The sequence below is a fragment of the Mycobacterium sp. SMC-18 genome, from assembly GCF_045310895.1.
Classification (GTDB): domain Bacteria; phylum Actinomycetota; class Actinomycetes; order Mycobacteriales; family Mycobacteriaceae; genus Mycobacterium.
In genome coordinates this window covers 175,530-197,410 of record NZ_JBJIAL010000009.1, presented here as the reverse complement: position 1 = coordinate 197,410, position 21,881 = coordinate 175,530, and the positions used below count along the sequence as shown (strand labels likewise).

At 68.9% G+C, this 21,881-nt stretch carries 21 protein-coding genes; 10 read left to right on the top strand and 11 right to left on the bottom strand.

Annotated elements, in window-relative coordinates; translation table 11 throughout:
- Nucleotides 1–90: 90 nt before the first annotated feature.
- The 6 genes from ACJH6J_RS11045 to ACJH6J_RS11020 all read right to left on the bottom strand — a co-directional run bounded on the left by ACJH6J_RS11045 (nt 91) and on the right by ACJH6J_RS11020 (nt 7,907).
- Nucleotides 91–1,737, bottom strand: a complete 1,647-nt coding sequence (locus tag ACJH6J_RS11045; protein WP_406774227.1) for an acyl-CoA synthetase — start codon at nt 1,735–1,737, stop codon at nt 91–93.
- A gap of 193 nt (nt 1,738–1,930) precedes the next feature.
- Nucleotides 1,931–2,122 (bottom strand): YbdD/YjiX family protein, encoded by a 192-nt coding sequence (locus tag ACJH6J_RS11040; RefSeq protein ID WP_346416791.1) that lies wholly within the window; start codon nt 2,120–2,122, stop codon nt 1,931–1,933.
- Nucleotides 2,068–4,350 carry a carbon starvation CstA family protein gene (locus tag ACJH6J_RS11035; protein ID WP_406774228.1) on the bottom strand — a complete coding sequence of 761 codons (2,283 nt, stop codon included), beginning with the start codon at nt 4,348–4,350 and terminating at the stop codon, nt 2,068–2,070. The genes ACJH6J_RS11040 and ACJH6J_RS11035 overlap by 55 nt, the downstream gene beginning before the upstream one ends.
- 44 nt (nt 4,351–4,394) lie before the next feature.
- Nucleotides 4,395–5,921 carry an ATP-dependent DNA ligase gene (locus tag ACJH6J_RS11030; protein ID WP_406774229.1) on the bottom strand — a complete coding sequence of 509 codons (1,527 nt, stop codon included), beginning with the start codon at nt 5,919–5,921 and terminating at the stop codon, nt 4,395–4,397.
- A 35-nt stretch (nt 5,922–5,956) separates the two neighbouring features.
- The gene (locus ACJH6J_RS11025; protein ID WP_406774230.1) at nt 5,957–6,319 is read right to left on the bottom strand and encodes a GatB/YqeY; all 363 of its coding nucleotides are present in this window, start codon (nt 6,317–6,319) and stop codon (nt 5,957–5,959) included.
- A 55-nt stretch (nt 6,320–6,374) separates the two neighbouring features.
- Entirely contained in the window at nt 6,375–7,907 is a 1,533-nt protein-coding gene (locus ACJH6J_RS11020) for a molybdopterin-dependent oxidoreductase (RefSeq protein WP_406803075.1), read from the bottom strand.
- Between the two features lie 101 nt (nt 7,908–8,008).
- Here ACJH6J_RS11020 and ACJH6J_RS11015 point away from each other — a divergent pair, with 101 nt between their 5' ends.
- Nucleotides 8,009–9,061, top strand: coding sequence for a phosphotransferase family protein (locus ACJH6J_RS11015; protein WP_406803074.1), 1,053 nt, complete (start codon nt 8,009–8,011; stop codon nt 9,059–9,061).
- On the opposite strand, the gene ACJH6J_RS11010 is transcribed toward ACJH6J_RS11015, so the two are convergent.
- The gene (locus ACJH6J_RS11010) at nt 9,052–9,801 is read right to left on the bottom strand and encodes a sulfite exporter TauE/SafE family protein (RefSeq protein WP_406803073.1); all 750 of its coding nucleotides are present in this window, start codon (nt 9,799–9,801) and stop codon (nt 9,052–9,054) included. The genes ACJH6J_RS11015 and ACJH6J_RS11010 overlap by 10 nt on opposite strands.
- A gap of 105 nt (nt 9,802–9,906) precedes the next feature.
- Between ACJH6J_RS11010 and ACJH6J_RS11005 the strand changes: the two genes are divergently transcribed.
- From ACJH6J_RS11005 to ACJH6J_RS10995, 3 genes are all read left to right on the top strand, one after another.
- Nucleotides 9,907–10,911, top strand: coding sequence for a DUF294 nucleotidyltransferase-like domain-containing protein (locus ACJH6J_RS11005; protein ID WP_406803947.1), 1,005 nt, complete (start codon nt 9,907–9,909; stop codon nt 10,909–10,911).
- Nucleotides 10,911–11,702: a Fic family protein gene (locus ACJH6J_RS11000; RefSeq protein ID WP_406803946.1), complete on the top strand. Its 792-nt coding sequence runs from the start codon at nt 10,911–10,913 to the stop codon at nt 11,700–11,702. The genes ACJH6J_RS11005 and ACJH6J_RS11000 overlap by 1 nt, the downstream gene beginning before the upstream one ends.
- Before the next feature lie 154 nt (nt 11,703–11,856).
- Nucleotides 11,857–12,339, top strand: coding sequence for a homocitrate synthase (locus ACJH6J_RS10995; RefSeq protein ID WP_212813707.1), 483 nt, complete (start codon nt 11,857–11,859; stop codon nt 12,337–12,339).
- A gap of 21 nt (nt 12,340–12,360) precedes the next feature.
- Here ACJH6J_RS10995 and ACJH6J_RS10990 read toward each other — a convergent pair whose 3' ends face one another.
- Entirely contained in the window at nt 12,361–13,842 is a 1,482-nt protein-coding gene (locus ACJH6J_RS10990; RefSeq protein WP_406803945.1) for a cytochrome P450, read from the bottom strand.
- Between the two features lie 127 nt (nt 13,843–13,969).
- On the opposite strand from ACJH6J_RS10990, the gene ACJH6J_RS10985 reads away from it, so the two are divergent.
- Nucleotides 13,970–14,602: a TetR/AcrR family transcriptional regulator gene (locus tag ACJH6J_RS10985; RefSeq protein ID WP_212813711.1), complete on the top strand. Its 633-nt coding sequence runs from the start codon at nt 13,970–13,972 to the stop codon at nt 14,600–14,602.
- Between the two features lie 9 nt (nt 14,603–14,611).
- Nucleotides 14,612–15,469, top strand: a complete 858-nt coding sequence (locus ACJH6J_RS10980; protein WP_406803944.1) for an SDR family oxidoreductase — start codon at nt 14,612–14,614, stop codon at nt 15,467–15,469.
- 18 nt (nt 15,470–15,487) lie between these two features.
- Here ACJH6J_RS10980 and ACJH6J_RS10975 read toward each other — a convergent pair whose 3' ends face one another.
- The 3 genes from ACJH6J_RS10975 to ACJH6J_RS10965 are packed head-to-tail and all read right to left on the bottom strand — an operon-like array spanning nt 15,488 to nt 18,253.
- A complete protein-coding gene (locus ACJH6J_RS10975) occupies nt 15,488–16,648 on the bottom strand; it encodes an AAA family ATPase (RefSeq protein ID WP_406803943.1) in 1,161 nt (386 codons plus the stop codon).
- On the bottom strand, nt 16,648–17,676 hold the full coding sequence (locus ACJH6J_RS10970) for a DNA polymerase IV (protein WP_406803942.1): 1,029 nt from the start codon (nt 17,674–17,676) through the stop codon (nt 16,648–16,650). The genes ACJH6J_RS10975 and ACJH6J_RS10970 overlap by 1 nt, the downstream gene beginning before the upstream one ends.
- A 1-nt stretch (nt 17,677) precedes the next feature.
- Nucleotides 17,678–18,253: a TetR/AcrR family transcriptional regulator gene (locus ACJH6J_RS10965; protein ID WP_406803951.1), complete on the bottom strand. Its 576-nt coding sequence runs from the start codon at nt 18,251–18,253 to the stop codon at nt 17,678–17,680.
- A gap of 163 nt (nt 18,254–18,416) precedes the next feature.
- Between ACJH6J_RS10965 and ACJH6J_RS10960 the strand changes: the two genes are divergently transcribed.
- The 4 genes from ACJH6J_RS10960 to ACJH6J_RS10945 all read left to right on the top strand — a co-directional run bounded on the left by ACJH6J_RS10960 (nt 18,417) and on the right by ACJH6J_RS10945 (nt 21,786).
- Nucleotides 18,417–18,956, top strand: coding sequence for an NADPH-dependent FMN reductase (locus ACJH6J_RS10960; RefSeq protein ID WP_061001672.1), 540 nt, complete (start codon nt 18,417–18,419; stop codon nt 18,954–18,956).
- A gap of 179 nt (nt 18,957–19,135) precedes the next feature.
- Complete coding sequence (locus ACJH6J_RS10955; protein ID WP_406803941.1) at nt 19,136–20,419, top strand: PucR family transcriptional regulator; 1,284 nt, start codon at nt 19,136–19,138, stop codon at nt 20,417–20,419.
- A gap of 117 nt (nt 20,420–20,536) precedes the next feature.
- On the top strand, nt 20,537–21,082 hold the full coding sequence (locus tag ACJH6J_RS10950) for an RNA polymerase sigma factor (protein WP_267316525.1): 546 nt from the start codon (nt 20,537–20,539) through the stop codon (nt 21,080–21,082).
- The gene (locus ACJH6J_RS10945; RefSeq protein WP_406803940.1) at nt 21,079–21,786 is read left to right on the top strand and encodes a Rieske (2Fe-2S) protein; all 708 of its coding nucleotides are present in this window, start codon (nt 21,079–21,081) and stop codon (nt 21,784–21,786) included. The genes ACJH6J_RS10950 and ACJH6J_RS10945 overlap by 4 nt, the downstream gene beginning before the upstream one ends.
- Nucleotides 21,787–21,881: the final 95 nt, after the last annotated feature.

Genomic DNA, 21,881 nt, shown 5'->3' with positions numbered 1-21,881 from the left:
TTGGTGCGTTCCTAGACAGCTCGCACTTCACTCGGAGGTCTTCTTCATGTCACCACGCCACGCCGTACCTAACGTCCGTGGTCAGTACATCTAGTCCTGCAGTGCCTGCTCCTTGGCCCAGCGGTAGTCGGCCTTGCCGGCCGGGCTGCGGACGATGGTCGGGCGGAACACGATGGCCTTCGGCAGCTTGTAGCGCGCGATGGATTCCGCGGCGTGCTTGATGAGTTCGGCGGCGTCGGCCTCGGCGCCGTCGGCGAGCGCCACGACCGCGACCACCTCGTTGCCCCAGCGCTCGCTCGGGCGTCCGGCGACGACGACGTCGACCACGGACGGGTGCGAGGCGATGGCGGACTCGACTTCTTCGGCGAAGATCTTCTCGCCGCCGGAGTTGATGGTCACCGAGTCGCGGCCGAGCAGTTCGACGGTGCCGCCCTCCAGCAGCCGGGCGCGGTCGCCCGGCACCGCGTACCGGATGCCGTCGATCACCGGGAAGGTCTTGGCCGTCTTGGCGGCGTCGCCCTTGTAGCCGAGCGGCACGTAGCCCTCCTGCGCCAGCCAGCCGTTGCCCTCGTGGCCGGGGGTCAGCAGCGAGGTGAAGTCCTCCGAGACGATCCGGGTGGCCGGACCGGCGGTGAAGGTGCCGCTGGACACGTTGGCCTTGGTCGACACGTGCGACATCTGCGCGCCGGTTTCCGACGAACCGACGCCGTCGATCACCATGGCGTTCGGCAGTGCGGCGACGAGTCGGCCCTTGACGGCCGGTGTGAACAGGGCGCCGCCGTTGGCGACGACGACCAGCGACGTCGGGTCGTGGGTGCCGTCGGCGATGGCTTCTTCGATGGCGGTGACCAGAGGCCGGGCCATGGCGTCACCGACGACCGTCGCGATCGCGATCTTCTCGCGGGCGATGGTCTCGACGATCTCCTTGGCGTTGAAGCCCTCGACCTCCTTGGCGAACACGATGGTCTGGCCGTTGTTGATGCCCGTCATCACGCCCCACTGCGCGGCGCCGTGCATGAGCGGCGGCAGGATCATCATCCGCATCTCGGCGGCCGCTGCGGCCCGGTCGACGATCTCCTGGACCGACTGCGCCGGCTCGCCCGTCATCGCGTTGCGGCCGCCGAACGAGGCCATGAAGATGTCGTGCTGGCGCCACAGCACGCCCTTGGGCATACCGGTGGTGCCACCGGTGTACAGCACGTAGAGGTCGTCGGGCGACGGCGTCACCGGCGGCGGCGGGACGTCGGTGTTCACGATGGTCTCGTAGTCGACGGCACCGGGCAGCAGGTCGTTGCCCGAACTGTCGGCGATCTGGATCAGCACCTTGAGGTTAGGCAGCTCCGGCAGTACCTCGGCCAGCGTCGGCGCGAATGCGGCGTGGTAGATCAGGGCCGAGGCACCCGCGTCGTTCAACAGGTACTGCAGCTCGGCCTTGACGTAGCGGTAGTTGACGTTGAACGGCGCCACCCGGGCCCGGAACGCACCGAGCAGGGATTCGACGAACTCGGGGCCGTTGTACGCATAGATGCCCACCAGGTCCTGGCCGACTTCGTGGCCGGCCAGCTGATCGCGCTCGGTGTGCACTCCCAGGCCCTGCGCGTGCAGGTAGGCGGCGAGCCGGTTGGCGCGGGTGACAACCTCGGCATAGGTGAAGCGGCGATCGCCCTGAATGATCAGGGTTCGGTCCGGGATGGCTGCAGCGACGGCGTCGGTGACGTCGGGAACCGTGAACAGCACGTCTCTCCTAAGGCTGGTGGGGCAACAACTGGACAACTGTCCATACACTCATTTAGTACCACGGAGTGAGGATCGTCTCTTTTGGTACCACCCTGTGAGGTGCCGACAGCGGTGTGCGTCCACTGTGCGGGCGGTTGTGCAGACGGTCATTGCGCACCGGCCTGACGATCAGCTGTTCACCCGGCGGGCTCGATCAGCAGCAGCGGCCCTGTGGGTTGCGGTCCGCGGCGCGGTGCCGCGCCTTCCAGTACTCGCGCTCGGACAGCACCGGCTCGCCCGGATGTGTGCGGCGGCGGTGCTCCAGGTACCGCGCGTAGTGGTTGTCGCCCATCAGTGATGACCAGTACCAACGGGCCTGGCGGGCGAGCTCGGCAGCGCGTCCCATTGCTTCTGCACCTCCTTCTCGACGTCCGTCGCGAAGAGGCCGCGCGGGGCGAACCGCCGTGACGGCACCGGCTCGTCGTCGGTGAGTGGCCGGCCGCCGCCGCGGATCGCCTGCAGGGCGACGACGATGCCGACGACCACGACGACCACCACCAGCAGCGCGAACACGATGGACAGCGTGCCCTGGATGAAGGTGTTGCGGATGACCGCGTCGATCTGGTCGGGGTTCTTCGCGGAGCCGAAGCTGGTCTTGCCGGCCGCCTTGGCCGCCAGGTACTGCGAATGCTGTTGCCAGTAACCGATTTTGGGGTCGTGGGAGAAGATCTTCTGCCACGACGCGGTGAGCGTCACCAGTGCGTCCCAGAACAGCGGCAGCCCGGGAATCCAGGCCCACTTCAGCAGCCCCTTCTTGATCACCACGACGGTGACCACCGTCAGCGCGATGGCCGCGAGCAGCTGGTTGGCGATACCGAACAACGGGAACAGCGTGTTGATGCCGCCCAGCGGATCCGTGACGCCCATCAGCAGGATGCTGCCCCAGCCCGCGACGACCAGCAGGCTGCAGGTCCACGCGCCGATGCGCCAGCTGGGATCGCGCAGCTTCCGCAGCGGCCCGCCGAGATTGCCGAGGGCATCGGACAGCATGAAGCGCGCGACGCGGGTGCCCGCGTCGACGGTGGTGAGGATGAACAGCGCCTCGAACATGATCGCGAAGTGGTACCAGAAGGCCTTCATGCTCGACCCGCCGAACACCTGGTGCAGCACTTCGGACATGCCGAGCGCGAGCGTCGGCGCGCCGCCGGTACGCGAGGCGACCGAGTGCTCACCGACATCGGTGGCCGCGGCGGTGATCTGCTGCGCGGTGATCGGATCACCCGACAGCCCCAGCCCGTTGGCATACGTCGCGGCCGTGGCCGCGCTCGTCCCGGTCGCCGCGCCGGGGGAGTTGATGACGAAGTACAGGTGCTGGTTGAGGATCGCCGCGGTGATGAGCGCCATGATCGCCACGAACGACTCGGTCAGCATGCCGCCGTAGCCGATGAGCCGCGTCTGCCCTTCCTTCTCCAGCAGCTTCGGCGTCGTGCCCGAGGAGATCAGGGAGTGGAAGCCGGACAGCGCGCCACACGCGATGGTGATGAACAGGAACGGGAACAGCGCGCCGGCGAACACCGGACCGTCGGCCCGGGTGGCGAACTGCGACACCGCCGGTGCCGACATGACCGGGTGGGCGATGAGGATGCCAACGGCCAGCAGCGAGATGGTGCCGACCTTCATGAACGTCGAGAGGTAGTCGCGCGGCGCCAGCAGCAGCCATACCGGCAGTACCGAGGCGGCCAGACCGTAGATGATGATGCACCACGACAGCGTCACCTTCGACAGCGTGAACCAGTCTGCACCCCAGGATGTTTCGGCGACCCAGCCGCCGGAGACCACCGCGAGCAGCAGCAGCGCGACGCCGATGAGCGTCACCTCGGACACCCGCCCGGGCCGCAGGTACCGCAGGTACAGCCCCATGAAGATCGCGATCGGAATGGTCATCGCGATGGAGAACACGCCCCACGGGCTCTCCGCGAGCGCGTTGACCACGACGAGGGCCAGGACCGCCAACAGGATCACCATGATCACCAGCACCGCGACGATCGCGGCGATGCCGCCGATGGGGCCGAGTTCGTCACGCGCCATCTGGCCCAGGGACCGGCCACGCCGCCGCGTCGAGATGACCAGCACCAGGTAGTCCTGCACGCAACCGGCGACGACAGCGCCGATGATGATCCAGATGGTCCCCGGCAGGTAGCCCATCTGCATGGCCAGCACCGGGCCGACCAGTGGGCCGGCGCCCGCGATGGCCGCGAAATGGTGACCGAACAGCACGCGGCGGTCGGTCGGCATGTAGTCGGTGTCGTTCTCGAGAAGCTCGGCCGGGGTGGCGTGATCGTCGCGAGGTTTGACGATCTTCATCTCGATCAGCCGCGCGTAGAACCGGTATCCGATGACGTAGGTACAGATCGCGGCGATGACGAACCACACCGCGTTGACCGTCTCGCCACGGGCGAAGGCGATGACGGCCCACGCCACGGCGGCGAGCAGCGCGATGACGCCGAAGATCACCCGGTGCCGGGCGGTGATGGGCGAGCGGTCGATGATCGCGACCGGCGGCAGTGCCGGGTCGGTACGCACGTAGGTGACGTCACCGACGGACTCGTCGGGGTGCGCGGTGGTTGGTGACATGCCCCACATCCTGTCATCGGTGGCTGCGGATCGCGGGGTAACCCTCAGCGTTCGTACAGCGACCGCACGGTGTCGATCGTGTCGGCCTCCTCGGGCCGCTTGTCGTCGCGGTAGCGCAGCACGCGGGCGAAGCGCAGCGCCATCTTGCCGGGGTAGCGGCTCGAACCCTGCACGCCGTCGAACGCGATCTCGACGACCTGTTCCGGCCGCAGCCGCACGACGTAACCGTCCATCGGGCCATCGGCCAGTTCGGTGAACCGCGCGGTCTGCCAGTCCAGCATGGCGTCGGTCATGCCCTTGAACGTCTTGCCCAGCATGACGTAACCACCGGTGGCCGGATCCCGCGCTCCCAGATGGATGTTCGACAACTTGCCGGTGCGCCGTCCGGAACCCCACTCGACCGCGAGCACCACCAGGTCCAGCGTGTGGACCGGCTTGACCTTCAGCCAGCCGGCGCCGCGCCGGCCCGCCTCGTACGGCGACGCCGGGTGCTTGGCCATCACGCCTTCGTGGCCGGCGGCCAGGGTGTCGTCGAGGAACTGCTGGGCGACAACCGAATCGGAGGTGACGCAGCGCCGCACCCGGAGCGGCTCGGGGACGACGTCGTCGAGCGCTTGGCGGCGCTGCTCGGCCGGCTGGTCCAGCAGGTCGGTGCCGTCGCGGTGCAGGACGTCGAAGAAGTACACCGAAAGCGGTTGCGCGCCATCATCGGAACGTTTGCCGATGCGGGAGGACGTCACCTGGAACCGGTGTGGGCGGCCGTCGGGCCGCATGGCGATGGCCTCGGCATCCGCGATCAGGTCGGTCACCGGCAGGGCCAGCACCGCGCGCACCACGTCGGGCACCCGGGCCGTGATGTCGTCGAGGCTGCGGGTGTACACCGACACCTCGGTGCCGGACCGGTGGATCTGCAGCCGGACGCCGTCGAGCTTCGTCTCGAATATGGCCGCGCCACCGAGCTTTTCGAGGGCGTCGCGGACATCGGTGGCCGTCTGCGCCAGCATGGGGCCGACCGGGCGGCCCACCGTGAGGGTGAAACGCTGCAGGCCGGCGGCGCCGTCGGACAACACGGCCGCCGCGACCGCGGCCAGGTCGCCGCTGAGCATCGCGGCGCGGCGCACGTCGGCAGCGGCGATGCCCGCGGCCTTCGCGACGGCGTCGGCCATCACCCCGGCCAACGCGCCCTGGCGCAGCCCGCCGCTGAGCAGCCCGCGCAGAAAGGTCTGTTCGACCGCGGTGGCCGCCCCGAACAAGCCGTGGAGCAGCGCGGTGCGGGCGGCACCCGAACCAGGACCGGCCACCGCCTTGATGGCCGACAGTGCGGCGTCCACCGCGGTGACCGTCAGCGTCGCGTCGTCCTCGGCCGGCGGCGGCAGCGAGCGCAGCGCCGCCCAGCCGACCCCGATCTGCCGTTGCGGCAGCTCGCCGGAGAGCCAATGCACGACGATGGCGACGGTCGCCGGATCATCGGCCGCGCCGCCGAGGAGGGCGGCGATGCGGCTGATCTTCGCGGACCGGGCCGACACCGCACCGACCTCGGCTGAGGCCGTCGCGACGTCGGAGAGGAGCACGACCCCAGCTTGGCACGGGGTACCGACAATGTTGTTCAGTCGACGCCGAGGAGCTCACGCAGTACGTCGGCCTCGGCCTCGACCTGCGCGGCGCGGTCGTCGTGGCCGACCGACCGCAGCTGTTCAGCCGCGGCGCGGCGTTCGTCGGCCTCGGTTTCGATCAGCTCCCGAATCTGGCCATCGGTGAGGCGCCGGCGGGCGACCTCCGCGGCGCCGAGACCGTGGGCGCTGTCGGCGATCGCGCCGGCGCGTGGCAACGGCACGTCCGGGGTCTCGGCGTTGTCGATGGCACTGAGAGCGCTGCGGAGCGCCGCGGTCGAGGCGGTGTCCTTCGCCTTGCGTGCCGCGACCAGCCGGGCCCGCAGGCCGGTGCGCCATTGCTGGGCGGGTTCGGTCATCCGGTCACCGTAATGATGCGGAACCCGCTCGCCAACCGAATATTTCGGACAACGGTCAGGCGACGGTGAAGGGCACCGAGTGCCAGCCCGTCGCGCCGTCGGGGACCGCGCCGGCGACCTCAGATGTCTGCAGCGCGCCGGTGTTGTCGGTGGCGCGCACGGTGATGGTGTGGCGCCCGGGCTGGTCCGCCTGCCACGTGTAACTCCACAACCGCCAGGTGTCGTTGGAGTACGCGGCGCCCAGCGTCGCCGGTCGCCACGGGCCGTCGTCGATGCGGACCTCCACGGCACGCACCCCGCGGTTCTGCGCCCACGCGACGCCGCCGAACGTCGCGGTACCCATCGGCACCGCGGACCCGGCGCGCGGCACGTCGATGCGCGACTCGGTCTTGATGGGCCCGTGCGCGGACCAGCCCAACTTCGTCCAATAAGCCTGGGCCCGATCGAATCTGGTGAGTTCGAGGTCGACGACCCACTTCGTCGCCGAGACATAGCCGTACAGACCGGGAACCACCAGCCGCGCCGGGTAGCCGTGCTCGGTCGGCAGCGGCTCGCCGTTCATGGCGACGGCGACCAACGCGTCGCGGTTGTCGGTCAGTGCCTCGACGGGTGTCCCCGCGGTGAACCCGTCGATGGACTTGGACAGCACCATGTCGGCATCCGCGTGGACACCGGCCCGCGCCAGCAGGTCGCGCACGCGGTAGCCGGTCCAGGTGGCGTTCGATATCAGGTTGCCGCCCACCGGGTTTGACACGCAGGTGAGCGTGACCACCTTGTCGATCGCCTCGAACTGCGCCAGTTCATCGAATCGGAAGGTGACTTCACGATCGACCATCCCGTGGATCCGCAGCCGCCAGTCCTGCCGCTGTACCTGCGGGACGGACAGTGCCGTGTCGATGCGGTAGAAGTCGGCGTTCGGCGTGATGAACGGGGGCAGGTCCACCCCAGCGGGTTGCACGTCGGGCGGTATCGGCGGTCCGGGAAGCTTGGCTGCCGGCGGCGTGTAGGCGCTGCGGTCACCCGCAACCGACGACGCGGCGCGGCCCAGCACTGTCCCGATGACCCCGGCCAGCGTGCCGGCGGCCAGGAAGCCCAGCGCCGCCAGCGACCGGCGGCGGCCGGGATCGGTATCTGTATCCGCCTCCGGTTCCGGGGCCGCGGAACCGAGGCGATCGGAGACCAGCAGTCGCAGCACCGCGATGCCCGCGGCCGCGCCGACGAGCGACGGGGCGACGTCGACCGGTCTGGCGCCGGTGCGGGACAGCACCGCGGCGGCGCCCAGTACGCCCGCCAGCCCCAGGGCGATGCTGCCGAGCTTCCGGTCCTCGAATTGTGCTGTCACCATGGCGATCAGCGCGATGGCCACGAGCACGGCCACGGTCAGGAACAGCTTGTCGTTGGTGCCGAAGGTCTGGATCGCCCACTCTTTGAGTGGTCCCGGGGTCAGGTCGATGACCACCGACCCGACGGCGGTGCGGGAATCGGCATGTGGCCCAAGCGGAATCGCCAGGAGCGCCGCGACACCGAGCGCCACGGCCGCGGCCGCCAGTCCGGCCAGCGATCGGTGCGGGTCCAGTCGAAATGCCACACATTCACAGTACGGCGCAGCCGCGGCGCCGACGCCAAATGAAAACGGATCGTAAGAATTGGCTGCCCGTTCGGCCGATCCCGGGCCAGAATCACTGCATCATGCAGCCGACTCTGACCGACCGTGACCGAGACATCGTCCAGAACTGGATCCGCGCCGAGGGGCTGGGTGAGCACGTCACCGCCGTCGAGCCGCTGACCGGCGGCACCCAGAACATCGTGGTGCGACTGCACATCGACGGCCGCCCCGTGGTGCTGCGCCGCCCGCCCCTGCATCCCCGGCCGAACAGTGACAAGACCATGCAGCGCGAGATCGCCGTACTACGGACCCTGGCCGGAACCGCGGTGCCGCATCCCGCTTTCATCGCCGGTTGCGAGGATCCGTCGGTGCTGGGTGTCGTCTTCTACCTGATGGCCGAGGTCGACGGCTTCAACCCCGGCGAGGAACTCTCGCCGGCCTACGCCGCCGACGCCGGCCTACGACACGACGTCGGGCTGTCGTACGCGGGCAGCCTGGCGCAGCTGGGCAATGTTGCCTGGGACGGCAGCCCGCTCGCGGCCATCCGCAAGCCCGGATCGTTTGTGGCGCGACAGGTTCCGCAGTTCGTCGGGCTGCTGCAGAGCTACCGCCACGACCACTACGACCCCGAATCGCTCGACGGTGTCGAGCAGCTGGCGACCTGGCTGACCGACAACCGACCACCCGATGGCGAGCCCGGCATCATGCACGGCGACTGTCACCTCAACAACGTCATGCTGCGCCACGACCGGCCGGAACTGGCGGCGTTCGTCGACTGGGAGATGTGCACCGTCGGCGATCCGTTGCTGGATCTGGGCTGGATGCTGGTGTGCTGGCCGACCGCGCCCAATGCCATCGTCGTCGGCGCCGCGCTGGCGGAGGCCGGTGGCCTGGCTGGTCGGGACGAACTGCTGGACGCCTACCTCGCCGCGGGCGGCCGCCGCACCGAGCACCTGGACTGGTACATCGCGATGGCGTGCTTCAAATTGGGCATCGTCATCGAGGGCACCTGGTCGCGGTTCCTGGCGGGCCTGGCCGACCGCGAGGCGGGGGAGAAGCTGCATGCCTCGGCCACCGAGCTGATTCACCTGGGTGTCCGGGTTGCCAAGGGCGACAACCCGTTCGCCTACCGGTAGGCGTCGTAGCCCAGCTTGACGGCCAGTGCCAGGCCGGCCAGCGCGATGGCCAGTCGCAGCGGCGTCGCGGGTGCGTGGCGGACGACGACAGGACCGAGTCGCGAACCCACCAGGCACCCGATGCCCAGTGGCACCACGGCAATCCAGTTCACCGGCGCCAGCGCGATGAAGCCCACGGCGGCAACACCATTGGCCACACCGAGGATGACGTTCTTCGCGGCGTTGGCGTGGGCCATCGACTCGCTGCCGCTGTGCAGCAGCAGTGCGAGCAGTACCACGCCGGCGGCAGCTCCGAAATAGCCGCCGTACAAGCAGATTGCGAAGATCGCGGTGGTGATGAGCATCGAACGCCAGCGGCCGGGCTCGTCGTCCGCGCCGCGGCGTTGGGGGATGGCGATGGTCACCGAGGACAGCCCGAGCAGTATCGGGACCACCACCTCGAATCCCTCGGCGGGAAGCGCCAGCAGCAGTGCGGCCCCGACCGCGCCGCCGAGGGCGGCGGCCGGCAGCATCCGGCGTAACCATGGACCCATGCCCTCGAGTTCGGGAAGCGAACCCCACACCGATCCGATGGTGTTGAAGGTCAGCGCGACGGTGTTGGTCACGTTCGCCGCCACCGGCGGCAGCCCGGCCATCAGCAGTGCCGGGTACGTCGCGACGGAGGCCAACCCGGCGATACTCCCGGTCAGGCCGCCTATGACACCGGCGGCGAGCAGAAGTGACGCGTGCTGCCAGCTCATCGCGGCAAACCCTACAACCTCGCGATTTGTGCACGAAAATCCGCGTTGACCGCGGAAAAGCGTGCACGAAACGCGGAGGTAACTGTCGTCCGATAGAAACATGGCATGTCCTCGGCTGATCTCGGTATCGACGCCGCCCTCGCCGCGATCCACGCGGCCGGCGGCGAGGACGCGCTGCGGTCGGGAATCGAACTGGGCCTGCAGGCGGTGCGGGCCGCGGCGCGCGCGTCTGCGCCGGCGGCTGAGGTCGCGGCCGCGTGGTCGCAGGTGCTCCGGTCCGGCGTTGCCGCGGCTGTCCGGCTGTCGCCCGGGCCGTCCTGCTCGTGGTTCGTGTCCGGCAGCGTCGCGCGGGGCGAGGCAATGGCCGGATCCGACGTCGAGACCCTGGTCGTGCTGGCGGACGATGCCGTGCGCGACGACGCGCTGACAGCGGCAGCGCAGGTGCACGCCGTGCTGGAGCGGTGCGGGGTGCGCGCCGACGCCAACGGGGTGCTGGCCAGCCGGCCGCGGTTCTGCCGGACGGCGGGCGCCTGGTCCGACGGCATCGCGCACTGGACGTCCGACCCACGGCAGGACCGCGGCGTGGTGATGACCGGAGTACTGGCCGACTCCCGTGCCGTCCATCGAGCCGACGACGGGGTGACCGAGGACCTCCTGCGCGCGCAGGTGGTGCGCGCCGCCGTCGACCACTACCCGGCCCGTCAGTACCTGCTGCAGGACGCCACGGCGTTCCGCGCGTCGTTTCCGTCCCGGCTGCGCATGCTGGCCAGTCAGTCCGACACCGTCGACCTGAAGCCGACGGTCATCGATCCGCTGGTGAAGATCGCGCGGTGGGCCGGGATGTCGGCAGGTGCCACCGCGCTGTCGACGCCGAGCCGGCTCGATGCGGCGCAGGCGGCGAATGTGCTTGATGCCGAAGATGTTTCGGTGCTGCAGGACTGCTTCGCCGCCATGGTGAGATTCCGGTGGACGTCCCGCGCGGGTCGCGATCAGGTGGTGCTGTCCGAACTTCCGCCACAGGAGCGGGCCATGCTGCGCAGCGTCGCCCGTGAGGTGGCCGGCATCAGCCGCAAGCTGACGTACCTCGCCTCGACATCGGCGTTCCGCTGATGGAGACGAGCTTGCTGGCCCACCACGCGGTGCAGCAGACCCTGGCCGCCCAGCGCATCGAAGGCTGGGAACCCCAGCCCGCCCACATCGTCGAGTTGGGTGCGCTGGCTTCCGGTGCCGTCGAGTTCGACGATTACCTGGCACGGTGCCGTGCGCAGTATCCGCCGACGCTCGAGAAGCGCCGCCGGTTCCTCCGGCGCCGGGCGCCGTACCTGATCCCCGGAACATCGGTGCTGCGCAACAACTTCGGCATTCAACACGGACCGGACCTGGCAGCCGTGGAATTCCAGGTGACGGCGGGCCGCATGGTGCTGTGGCACTGTCGGCAATCGGTGACCGAGATGGAGATCGACGTCCGAGCCATGCACCGCGAGCTGTTCGGTGACGTGTACGAGTGGGCGGGGGAGCTGCGCACCGTCGACATCCGCCGCGGTGACTCGGCGTTCACCTGGCAGGTCGACGTCGCCGCCGGGTTGGCCGAAATCGAGCTCGCGGCAACGGCATTGGCGGACGTCGGCGCTGAGTTCGGCAACCCGAGGCTGGCGTGGGAACTGTCCCGGATCTACGCCCGGTACAACCAGATTCACCCGTTCCGGGAAGGCAACGGACGCACCGGGATGCTGCTGCTGCACGCGCTCGCCGGCCGGTGCGGCCGGCAACTGGACTTCACCGGTGTCAGCCGTGCCGCCTGGTATGCCGCGGCGCGGGACAGCATGCCGCTGCACCGCGACGGGCGCCTCAGCCACCGGCCGTTCCTGTGGCTGCTCAATCCGGCGGTGAAATCGTCTTGACCCGAGGCGCGGTCGCGGACTAACCTCGGCGACCATGCTTCACATGCTCGTAGTAGCCAGTACCCACAGCGGGGTCTCATCCTGACCGACCCCTCGCTGTGGGTCGGACGCTACTACCTGTCGGTCACTTCTTTCGAGCAGAAAAGACCGACGCATGTTCACCTCCACCGCCATCTCCACCACGTCGCGTTTCGCGGATCTGTTTGACCGTCCGGTGCCCCGTGACCTGCGCGAACACGCCGAAACCATGTGTCACGACACCTTCGTCGACCACTACGGCCACCAGGGTGGCCCGGTCCGTCTGGGCAGTTGGGACACCGCGGGCGACGACGACCGTCGCCGCGGTATCACCGCCCCGCGCCGGTACCGCGCCAGCATCGCCGTCGGCGACCGCATCGCGACCTCGACGGCCACCGCGACCGGTCCTGTCGCCGCGCTGACCGCGATGCTGCACGAGCGCGGCATGGCCGTCGAGATGATCAAGTTCCATCAACTGCCCGCCGTCGGTGGCGGCATCGCGACCTTCATCCACGGCAGCGACGGCGTGCGTGCGGAGTGGGCCATGGGCTGGGCCCGCGACCCGGTCCAGTCCGCGCTGCGGGCGATGATCGCGTGCGCGAACCGGCTGCACGCCTAGTCCGTCACGCGTTCCGCGAGGTCAGCGAATGGGGCGCAACACGATCGGCATGCCGTCGACCGGTACGGCCATGCCGCCGTAGTCGTACCAGGGCTCGTAGCCGGGGTGCGTCAGCTCCAAGCGGTACTGGCGCAGCAGCCGGTGCATCACGGTCTTGATCTCCAGCTGCCCGAAGACCATGCCGATGCACTTGTGTGCACCACCGCCGAACGGGGCGAACGCGTAGCGATGCGCCTTGTGCTCGTTGCGCGGCTCGGCGAACCGTTCGGGGTCGAACTTCATGGGATCGGTCCACAGCTCGGACAGGCGGTGGTTCATGCCGGGCCAGGTGACGACGTCGGTCCCGGCCGGGATGTAGTAGCCCAGCAGCTCGGTGTCGCGGACGGCACGGCGGAAGTTGAAGCCCAGCGGCGTCTGCAGGCGCAGCGCCTCGTTCATCACCAGGTCGTAGGTTTCCAGCTTCTCCAGTGACTCGATGTCCAGCGGGGCGTCACCGATGCGCTCGGATTCCTCGCGCAGCTTGTCCTGCCACTGCGGGTTGGCCGCCAGGTGGTAGGCCATGGTCGTCAGTGTCGACGTCGTGGTGTCGTGCGCGGCCATCATGAGGAAGATCATGTGCGCGACGATCTGGTCGTCGGTGAAGCTCTGCCCGTCCTCGTCCTGCGAGTGACACAACACGCTGAACATGTCGGTGCTGTCGGAGCGGCGCTTCTCGGCGATGGAGCTGGAGAAGTAGTCCTCGAGCGTCTTGCGGGCCTGGACACCGCGCCACCAGGCGAAGGGGCGCACCGGCTTACGGATGATCGCGTTGCCGGCCCGGGTCGTGGTGGTGAAGGCCTGGTTGATGGTGGTGACGAGCTTGTGGTCGGTGCCCGCGGGGTGTCCCATGAACACCTCGGACGCGATGTCGAGCGTCAGCTCCTTGACCGCCGGATGGAACAGGAATCGGGGATCGTTGGCTACCCAGTCGTTGGCCAGCACCTTGGTCGCCACGGAATCGATGTGGGACACGTAGCCCGTCAGCCGCGAACGGGTGAACGCCTCCTGCATGATCCGGCGGTGGAACATGTGCTCATCGAAATCGAGCAGCATGAGGCCGCCCTCGAAGAACGGCCCGATCACCGGATCCCAGGCGCGCTGCGAGAAGTCCTTGTTGCGGTTCGAGAACACGGCCTGCGTCGCGTCCGGTCCCAGCGCCATCACGGCCGGCAGCGCGGGCGTCTGCGCGTAGTACAGCGGTCCGTGCTTGCGATAGAGCGACAAGACGTAGTCGGGGCCGCCCCGGAACACCTCGATCAGGTGGCCGATGATCGGCAGTCCCGAGTCGCCCATGATCGGCTTGAGGTCGCTGCCGGCCGGCGGCTGGGCGAGAGCGAACTGCTCCCAGTCGGTGGCCAGTAGACGCTGCTCGATGATCCCCATCCCCGGCACCGTGACCGGCGTCGGCTTGAGTCGCCGCATGGCCTGGTCGAGCAGGTAGTTCGGGGTGCTGATAGTCGCCATCCAGGGTTTCCTGTCTGCTCTTGACACATGTTTGTGGTGAAAGTCACCACCTATCGTCATCTTCGCTGCCATACTTGACGCGTGTCAAGTTTTGAATTGGTGTGTCGGCGATGACATCGTGAGCGCCATGAGCGCTGAAGTCGAGACGGCCGACAAGGGCCGCAGTCGAGGCGACAGGCAACGCGACGCCATCGTCAACGCAGTCCGCGAGCTGCTGGAGGAACGGCCCTTCGCCGACCTGTCCGTCAGCACCATCAGTGCGCGCGCCGGCGTCGCGCGGTCGGGTTTCTACTTCTACTTCGACTCCAAGTACTCCGTCCTGGCCCGGATCGTGTCCGAGGCGATGGAGGAGCTCGACACACTCACCCACAACTTCGCGCCGCGCGAGCCCGACGAGTCGCCGGCGTCCTTCGCGAAGCGGATGGTCGGCAGCGCGGCCGCCGTCTTCGCCATCAACGATCCGATCATGGCGGCGTGCACCATCGCGCAGAACACGGACGCCGAGATCCGTGACCTGATGGCCGACTTCGAGGACGGCGTGATCGACAAGATCGTCGGGCTCGTGGAACAGGACGCCGGCCGGCGCCCGATCTCCGACGACCTGCCGGCATTGGTTCGCACGTTGGTATCGACGACGGCCTACACGCTGTCGCGCGACAGCGCCTACATCGGGCGCGGCGGCGACCCGCAACGCGCGCTGGACATCGTGGAACGACTGTGGCTCACCGCGTTATGGGGTGGCGGCGACCTGCCTGTGTAGGGTCGGGCCATGACGCGGTGGAGCGGCTACGCAGGCAAGCGGTGTTTCGTGACGGGGGCGGCCAGCGGTATCGGCCGGGCGACGGCGCTCAAGCTGGCCCAACAGGGTGCGGTCCTCTATCTGACCGACCGTGACACCATCGGGCTGGAGCAGACGGTCGCCGACGCCCGGGCACTCGGCGGGGAAGTGGCCGAACACCGCGCGCTGGACATCTCCGACTACGACGCCGTGGCGGCCTTCGCCGCCGACATCCACAGCCGGCACGAGCCCATGGACGTGGTGCTCAACATCGCCGGAATCTCGGCCTGGGGCACCGTCAGCACCCTGACCCATCAGCACTGGCGCTCGATGGTCGACGTCAACCTCATGGGGCCCATCCACGTCATCGAAACGATGGTGCCGCCCATGGTGGCCGCCGGTCGCGGCGGGCGGCTGGCCAATGTCTCGTCGGCCGCGGGCATCGTCGCACTGCCGTGGCACGCCGCGTACAGCGCCAGCAAGTACGGCCTGCGCGGGGTCAGCGAGGTGCTGCGCTTCGACCTGGCCCGCCACCGCATCGGGGTGTCGGTCGTGGTGCCCGGCGCGGTGAAAACGCCTCTGGTGCAGACGGTTCAGATCGCGGGTGTGGACCGCGACGATCCGCAGGTGCAGCGCTGGGTGGCCAGGTTCGCCGGACACGCCGTCTCGCCCGAGCAGGCCGCCGACAAGCTGCTGTCCGGGGTGGCCAAGAACCGGTTCATGATCTACACGTCGCCGGACATCCGGGCGCTGTATCTGTTCAAGCGGCTGGCCTGGTGGCCCTACAGCGTGTCGATGCGGCGGGTGAACGTATTGTTCACCCGCGCTTTGCGGCCGAAGCGGCGCTGAATCCAAAACCGCTGAGCCTCAGCGCTTTCCCCAGTCCCACGGCGGCGCGGTGAGCATGGTCTGGCCCTCGATCTGGGTTTCGCCCCACTGCTTGACCAGTTCGACCTCGCTCGCGTCGCACGCGGCCAGCCGCTCGCGCAGCCGTGCCGAGTGGGTGACGACGACGACCTGCGTCTTGCGTGCGGCGGCGGCGATCATGTCCGCCAGTGGGCCCACCAGATCGGGGTGCAGGGACGTCTCCGGCTCGTTGAGCACCATGAGCGCAGGCGGCTGCGGCGACAGCAGCGCGGCGCCCCAGAGCAGGAACCGTAGTGTGCCGTCGGACAATTCGGCCGAGCGCAGCGGACGGAGCATGCCGCGTTGGTGCAGCTGGAGTTCGAACAGCCCGCCGTCGGAGCTCACCGATATCTCGGCGCCGTCGAACGCATCGCCGACCGCGCGCGGCAGGTCGTCGAACCCGGCTTCGAGGATGGTCTGCACGGCGGCGGCCAGGTCGTTGCCGTCGTTGCTCAGCACCGGTGTCCGGGTGCCGACCTGGCGCCGGCGGGCCGGCGCGTCCCGGTCGACGCGGAAGCCGTCGTAGAAACGCCAGTCGCGCAACCGATCCCGCACCGCGGCGAGCTCGGGCAGCGCCTCGGGATTCGCGTATTCGGCCAGGACGCTGCGGTAGCTGGGCAGGGCGCGCGTCAGCTCGTCGAAGCCGCGGCCCGAGTCGGAGGCCACCTCGGCATACGTCCGGGTGCGACGGACCAGCGCGCCGCTGGGCCGGGGAGAGGGCCCGGCGAAGACCGTCTCGCGTTTGATCTCGGGGTCCTGCCCGAACATCGAGTTGTGGCCCGGGTCCTGCGGCAGCCCGAGGTCGATGAAATAGCCGAAATCGGTTGCTGCGAAGCCGAGTTCGAGTGATACCGGCCGGGTCCGGCTGGTGCCCTCGGTGGTGCCGGTGCGCCGCGCGCCGCTGGTGTTCTCCGGGCCGGCCCACAGCACCGACTGCAACCCGCCCTCGCGGGCCAGGGATCCGATCACCTCGCCGCGTCCGCAGTCGGCCAGCAGCCCCAGCGCCCGGTACACCGAGGACTTGCCGGTGCCGTTGGCTCCGGTCACCACGGTCAGCTCCGACAGCGGCAGGACGATCTCGCGCAGCGACCGGTAGCCCCGGATGGCGATGGTGGTCAGCACTACCGTGGCATCTCCAGTTCCAGCCGTACCCCGAGCAGTCGCACCGGTCGGTCCAGTTCGAAGTCGTGCAGCAGGTCGATCGCGGTCCGCGTGATCGTCTCCAGATCGGTACCGGCCACCGGTAGCTTGCGGATCTTGGTGCGGGTGAAGAACGTTTTGGTCCGCAGGGTCACGGCGACCCGGGTGACGATGCGGCCCTGCTCGACGATCTCGTCCAGGGTCTGGCGGGCCAGATCACGGACCGCGGCGTCCATCTCGGCGATGTCGGTGAGGTCCTGCGGGAACGTCACCACGTGGCTGCGCGAGCGCGGCACCCACGGTTCGGCCGTCACGTTGCTGTCGCCGCCGCCCTTGGCGAGCAACAGAATCCACAGGCCGGTGGTCGGCCCGAACGTCGATGTGAGCAGCTCGGCGTCGGTGCGGGCCAGCTCTGCGACTGTGGTGATATCCAGCTCGGCGAGCTTCTTCGCGGTCTTGGGGCCCACTCCCCAGAGCGCGTCGACCGGCCGGTCGCCCATGACGGTCATCCAGTTCTCGGCAGTGAGCGCGAAAACCCCGGCCGGCTTGCCGAATCCGGTGGCGACCTTGGCGCGCTGCTTGTTGTCGCTGATGCCGACGCTGCACGACAGGCCGGTCTCGGCGGCGATCACGGTTCGAATCTTCTCGGCGAGTTCGAACGGATCAGCCACGGCCGCACCGACATACGCCTCGTCCCAGCCCCACACCTCGACCGGGTGTCCGAGGTCGCGCAGCAGGCCCATGACCTGTTCGGAGGCCTCGTCGTAGGCGGGCGCATCCGAGGGCAGGAAGACGGCCTCGGGGCATTTGCGGGCGGCGGTGCGCAGCGGCATCCCGGCATGGACGCCGAATTCCCGTGCCTCATAGGACGCGCACGTGACCACCTTGCGTGGTTCGGTGGGGTCGCCGCTGCCGCCGACGATGACGGGCAGGCCGACCAGCTCGGGGTGGCGGCGCAGTTCGACAGAAGCCAGGAACTGATCGAGGTCGACGTGCAGTACCCACGTCATCTCAGGTCCCGCAAAGCTTGCGCGCCACGCTTTCCCACGCATCGCCCTGCGCCTGCAGGCTGTGACCCAGATCGTCGAGCTGGTGGCTGATGTAGTCGGCGTCGAGAAGGGCCAGCAGGGCATCGGTCTGGGCGTCCAGGTCTCCCGTGGTGCCGGCGGTGTGCAGCAGCATCCGAACGTGGGTGCGGTGGACGGCGGCAGCCGCCCCGAAGCGGCTCTGCGGATCACGCCCGGCGTCGGACAGCAGGGCACGGTGTTGCCAGACGAACTGGAGCCGGTCGCGGCCGTAGGCGAGCAGCCGGTCCAGCGGCGGTGCGCCGGGACCCAGCGGAGGCGGGCCGAACATCATCGCGTTCTGCTCGACCTGTTCGTCCTCGTCGAGGAGCACGAGCATGAGGCCGGACCGGCTGCCGAACCGGCGGAAGAGCGTGCCCTTGCCGACACCGGCCTCGGCCGCGATGTCGTCCATGGTGACGGCGTCGGAGCCACGCGCGGCGATGAGCCGGCGGGCCGCGTCGAGGAGCAGGAGCCGGTTGCGCGCTGCGTCGCCCCGCTCGACCGGCGCAGCCGGGCTCATCGGCAGACCCGCCAGGGGCAGGTTCGTGGGCCGCAGTTGCGCCACCCCGTCGCTCATGAAAAAACTTTAACTCAGCCGGAATGAATCGGACCGTAGTCCGGTTGACTCATGCGAGGATCGGTTCGCGGGAACCGTCCACAGAGACAAGCTAGGGGAAAGAAAAATGGCAGATACCAAGGTCCTGGTCCTGGTCGGCAGCCTCCGCTCGGCCTCGCTGAACCGCCAGCTCGCCGAGGTGGCAGTGGAATCGGCACCGGAAGGCGTGACGGTACGCGTGGCGGACGGCCTCGGCGACCTGCCGTTCTACAACGAAGACATCGACAACGACTCGGTTTCCGAGTCGGTCGTCGCGCTGCGCCAGATCGCGGGCGATGCGGACGCGATCCTGGCCGTGACCCCGGAGTACAACGGCACCATTCCCGCCGTCCTGAAGAACGCGATCGACTGGCTGTCGCGCCCGTACGGCGCCGGCGCCGTCTCCGGCAAGCCGCTGGCGGTCATCGGTACCGCGCTCGGACAGTACGGCGGCGTGTGGGCACACGACGAGAGCCGCAAGTCGTTCGGCATCGCCGGCGCGGATGTCGTCGACGTCAAGCTGTCGCTCCCGGCGTCGGCGTTCGACGGCAAGCACCCGCGCGAGGCGGCCGAGGTGGTCGACAGCGTGCGTGGCGTGGTTGCCAAGCTGGCCGCCGAGGTCGGCTGAGCGCACCGCGACTGAGCATCAGGGCCGTCGGTATCCGCGAACGGATGCCGGCGGCCCTGACGCTGTGCGGCCGCTGCGTGCGACCGCAGCGAAATATCCGGCAAGCTGTCGCCCTTCGGGCGCAAACGGACTGACGACGAACTACGGTTTGGGAGTGACCGGGAAAACAGGCAGTTGACGTGGCCGGTGGCGCAGACCGCACCGGCGCAGGTGACGCGCTGACGCACGCGGTGGCCGGAATCGGCACGCGGCTGGACGCGCGGCTCACCGACATCACGCGCTCGGTTTCGGAACTGCTGGTGGCTGACATCCGCGAGTTGCGCGACGAAGAACAACTCCAGCAGGTGCTGGCCGATTCGGTCTCGGCCAACATCGATGCGTTCTTCGCCGCGGCCCGGCACGGAATCTCCATCGACCTGTTGCATGCCCCGGCAGCCGCGCTCGAGCATGCCCGCCGACTGGCGCAGCGGGATATCTCGGCCAACGTGCTGGTCCGGTCGTACCGGCTCGGTCACAAGGCGGTACTGAAAGAGGTCCTGGACGAGGTCCGGGCCGCGGGCCTCGATCCGCAGCTGGCACTGGACGTCTTCGACGTGATGTCGACGATTTCGTTCAACTACATCGACAGGATCTCGCAAGAGGTCGTCGAGGTGTACCAATATGCTCGGGAGAGCTGGCTGGAGAACCGAAACAGCGTACGTATCACGGAGATTCGCGATCTGCTGGCCGGCGGCGACGTCGATGTCGACGCCGCGACGGTGGCGATCCGGTACCCGCTGCAGCGCACCCATCTCGCGGTGGTGCTGTGGTGCGACGACTCGGAGGATCGGCTCGCCGAGATGGAGCGGCTGATCCAGCAGTTCGCCGCGTCGATCGGCGCGACAGACTCGCCGCTGTTCATCTCGGTCGACCGGGCCACGGCGTGGGCCTGGGTCGCGGTGCCCGCGGCAGTGATCGGGGAGGCGGTGACGTGGCTCGGGAGCCTGGTACCGGCCGACGGGCCATACGTGGCCGCCGGCACTCCGCAGTCGGGCGTCGCCGGATTCCGGCTGTCGCACCGGCAGGCCGAGGACGCCCGCGCCGTCGCGGTGGCGTCGGGTCCGCAGCGGCGCCGGTTCACGGCGTTCGGCCACCGCGGCATCGCGCTCGCGGCCCTGCTGGGGTCCAATGTCGAGGCGCTGTCGGCGTGGGCCACGGAAGTGCTTGGCCCACTGGCCTGTTCGACAGACAGTGACCAGCGTCTGCGTGAGACACTGCAGGCCTTCCTCAAGGCGGGCGGCAGCAACAAGGCCGCGGCCGAGGAACTGCACCTGCACACGAACTCGGTGAAATACCGGGTGCAGCGGGCGATCGAACGCCGGGGCCGGCCCATCGAGGACGACCGGCTCGACGTCGAGGTCGCGTTGCTGTTGTGCAGCCTGTTCGGTGACCGGCTGCTGGACCCGGCCGCTGACGGAGGGTGATGCCTGGTGAGCACGGGTCACGTTCGCGCCCCCTGCCCGCGGTGTAACCCCGGTGCCTATCTACTTGTCGAAGTGGTCCCGGGGTGTGCCGGGCCGCACCGATGAGACGGGGCCAATGTGTCTGCACAGCGTGACCCTGTGCACCGACCCCCGCTGCGCGTGGTCTCGTCGGATTCCCGGTATCCCGACTGGGAATCCGTCTATCAGGACAACGCGACGTGGGTGTACCGCACGATCTACGCGCGGGTCGGCAACCAGGCCGACGCCGAGGACCTCACCGCCGAGGTGTTTCTCGCCGCGCTGCGACCGTTGCGGCTGACGGCGAGTGCCGCCGAGGTGCGGTCCTATCTGCGCAGTACCGCGCGTACGGTGCTCGCCGCGCACTGGCGCGAGACGATGGGGCGGGAGATCACCTGCATCGACCTCGATATCGAGGCGCCACCGGAAGCCGAGGAGTCCATCAGCACCGCGCCGGACCGTGTCGCCGCAGTGTTGGACGCCCTGCCGGACAACTATCGACGCATACTGGAGCTGCGATTTCTCCAGACCAGGTCGATCAAGGAGTCAGCAGCCGAGCTCGGTGTCAGCGTCGCCAACGCAAAGGTGTTGCAACACCGGGCCTTACGGCTGGCGGCACAGATCAACGAGAAGGGCGAGCCATGAACGCGCGGGGGTTGCGCCGGTACCTCGACGATCTGCTGCGCGGACGCAAGCCGTCGGGATTCACGCCCGACGACTTCGACGCGGCGCAGATGCGGACGGCGATCGACCTGCAGGCGGCGCGGCCCGGCGCCGACGAGCCGCGTCCGGAATTCCTCGCCGATTTGCAGAGCAGGCTCGCCGCACAGTTCGACGGCGATGAAGCGGCGGCACCGAAGCCGGGCCGGCTGCGTGCCAACCGCCGTCAGGTGATCGTGGGGACTTCCGCGGCCGCCAGTGCCGCGGTGGCCGCGGTGGCCGTCGACCGGGCGTTGGTGGGCCGCAGCGCGTCTGACAAGCAGGACGCCGCGAGCCAGGAGCTGGTCCCGACCGCGGGCAGCTGGCAGAAGGTCGCCGACAGCTCCGACGTGTCGGAGGGGGCGGTGCATCCGTTCGACCTCGGCTCGGTCGTGGGATTCGTGCGCCGGGTCGACGGGAATGTGCAGGGCATCTCGGGCGTCTGCACACATCAGGGCTGCCGGCTCTGGTTCGACGGACCTGACAACCGGCTGCGGTGCCCGTGCCATTCCACGTCCTTCGCCACCGACGGGCACGTGCTGACCCATCAGTTGCCCATAGCGCCGAAACCGTTGCCCACGTTCGAAGTCCGCGAGGTGAGTGGCGTGATCGAGGTGTTCGCGCCGTCCCCGCCGAGCTGGCCGGCCTGAGCGTGTAACCCGCCACCGTATCTGTTGGTGAGGGTGCGCAGGCGCACCCGTACCCGACGACCACGGAGGTCCCCGTCGTGTCGCGACGATCTCTG

Excerpts from the sequence above, each read along its gene's own strand:
- ACJH6J_RS11010 (WP_406803073.1), bottom strand. The coding sequence starts at position 9,801 with ATGAGCTGGCAGCACGCGTCACTTCTGCTCGCCGCCGGTGTCATAGGC.
- ACJH6J_RS11005 (WP_406803947.1), top strand. The coding sequence starts at position 9,907 with ATGTCCTCGGCTGATCTCGGTATCGACGCCGCCCTCGCCGCGATCCAC.
- ACJH6J_RS11015 (WP_406803074.1), top strand. The coding sequence starts at position 8,009 with ATGCAGCCGACTCTGACCGACCGTGACCGAGACATCGTCCAGAACTGG.
- ACJH6J_RS10945 (WP_406803940.1), top strand. The coding sequence starts at position 21,079 with ATGAACGCGCGGGGGTTGCGCCGGTACCTCGACGATCTGCTGCGCGGA.
- ACJH6J_RS11000 (WP_406803946.1), top strand. The coding sequence starts at position 10,911 with ATGGAGACGAGCTTGCTGGCCCACCACGCGGTGCAGCAGACCCTGGCC.
- ACJH6J_RS10990 (WP_406803945.1), bottom strand. The coding sequence starts at position 13,842 with ATGGCGACTATCAGCACCCCGAACTACCTGCTCGACCAGGCCATGCGG.
- ACJH6J_RS11035 (WP_406774228.1), bottom strand. The coding sequence starts at position 4,350 with ATGTCACCAACCACCGCGCACCCCGACGAGTCCGTCGGTGACGTCACC.
- ACJH6J_RS10960 (WP_061001672.1), top strand. The coding sequence starts at position 18,417 with ATGGCAGATACCAAGGTCCTGGTCCTGGTCGGCAGCCTCCGCTCGGCC.
- ACJH6J_RS10970 (WP_406803942.1), bottom strand. The coding sequence starts at position 17,676 with ATGACGTGGGTACTGCACGTCGACCTCGATCAGTTCCTGGCTTCTGTC.
- ACJH6J_RS11025 (WP_406774230.1), bottom strand. The coding sequence starts at position 6,319 with ATGACCGAACCCGCCCAGCAATGGCGCACCGGCCTGCGGGCCCGGCTG.
- ACJH6J_RS10980 (WP_406803944.1), top strand. The coding sequence starts at position 14,612 with ATGACGCGGTGGAGCGGCTACGCAGGCAAGCGGTGTTTCGTGACGGGG.
- ACJH6J_RS10995 (WP_212813707.1), top strand. The coding sequence starts at position 11,857 with ATGTTCACCTCCACCGCCATCTCCACCACGTCGCGTTTCGCGGATCTG.
- ACJH6J_RS10965 (WP_406803951.1), bottom strand. The coding sequence starts at position 18,253 with ATGAGCCCGGCTGCGCCGGTCGAGCGGGGCGACGCAGCGCGCAACCGG.
- ACJH6J_RS10985 (WP_212813711.1), top strand. The coding sequence starts at position 13,970 with ATGAGCGCTGAAGTCGAGACGGCCGACAAGGGCCGCAGTCGAGGCGAC.
- ACJH6J_RS11040 (WP_346416791.1), bottom strand. The coding sequence starts at position 2,122 with ATGGGACGCGCTGCCGAGCTCGCCCGCCAGGCCCGTTGGTACTGGTCA.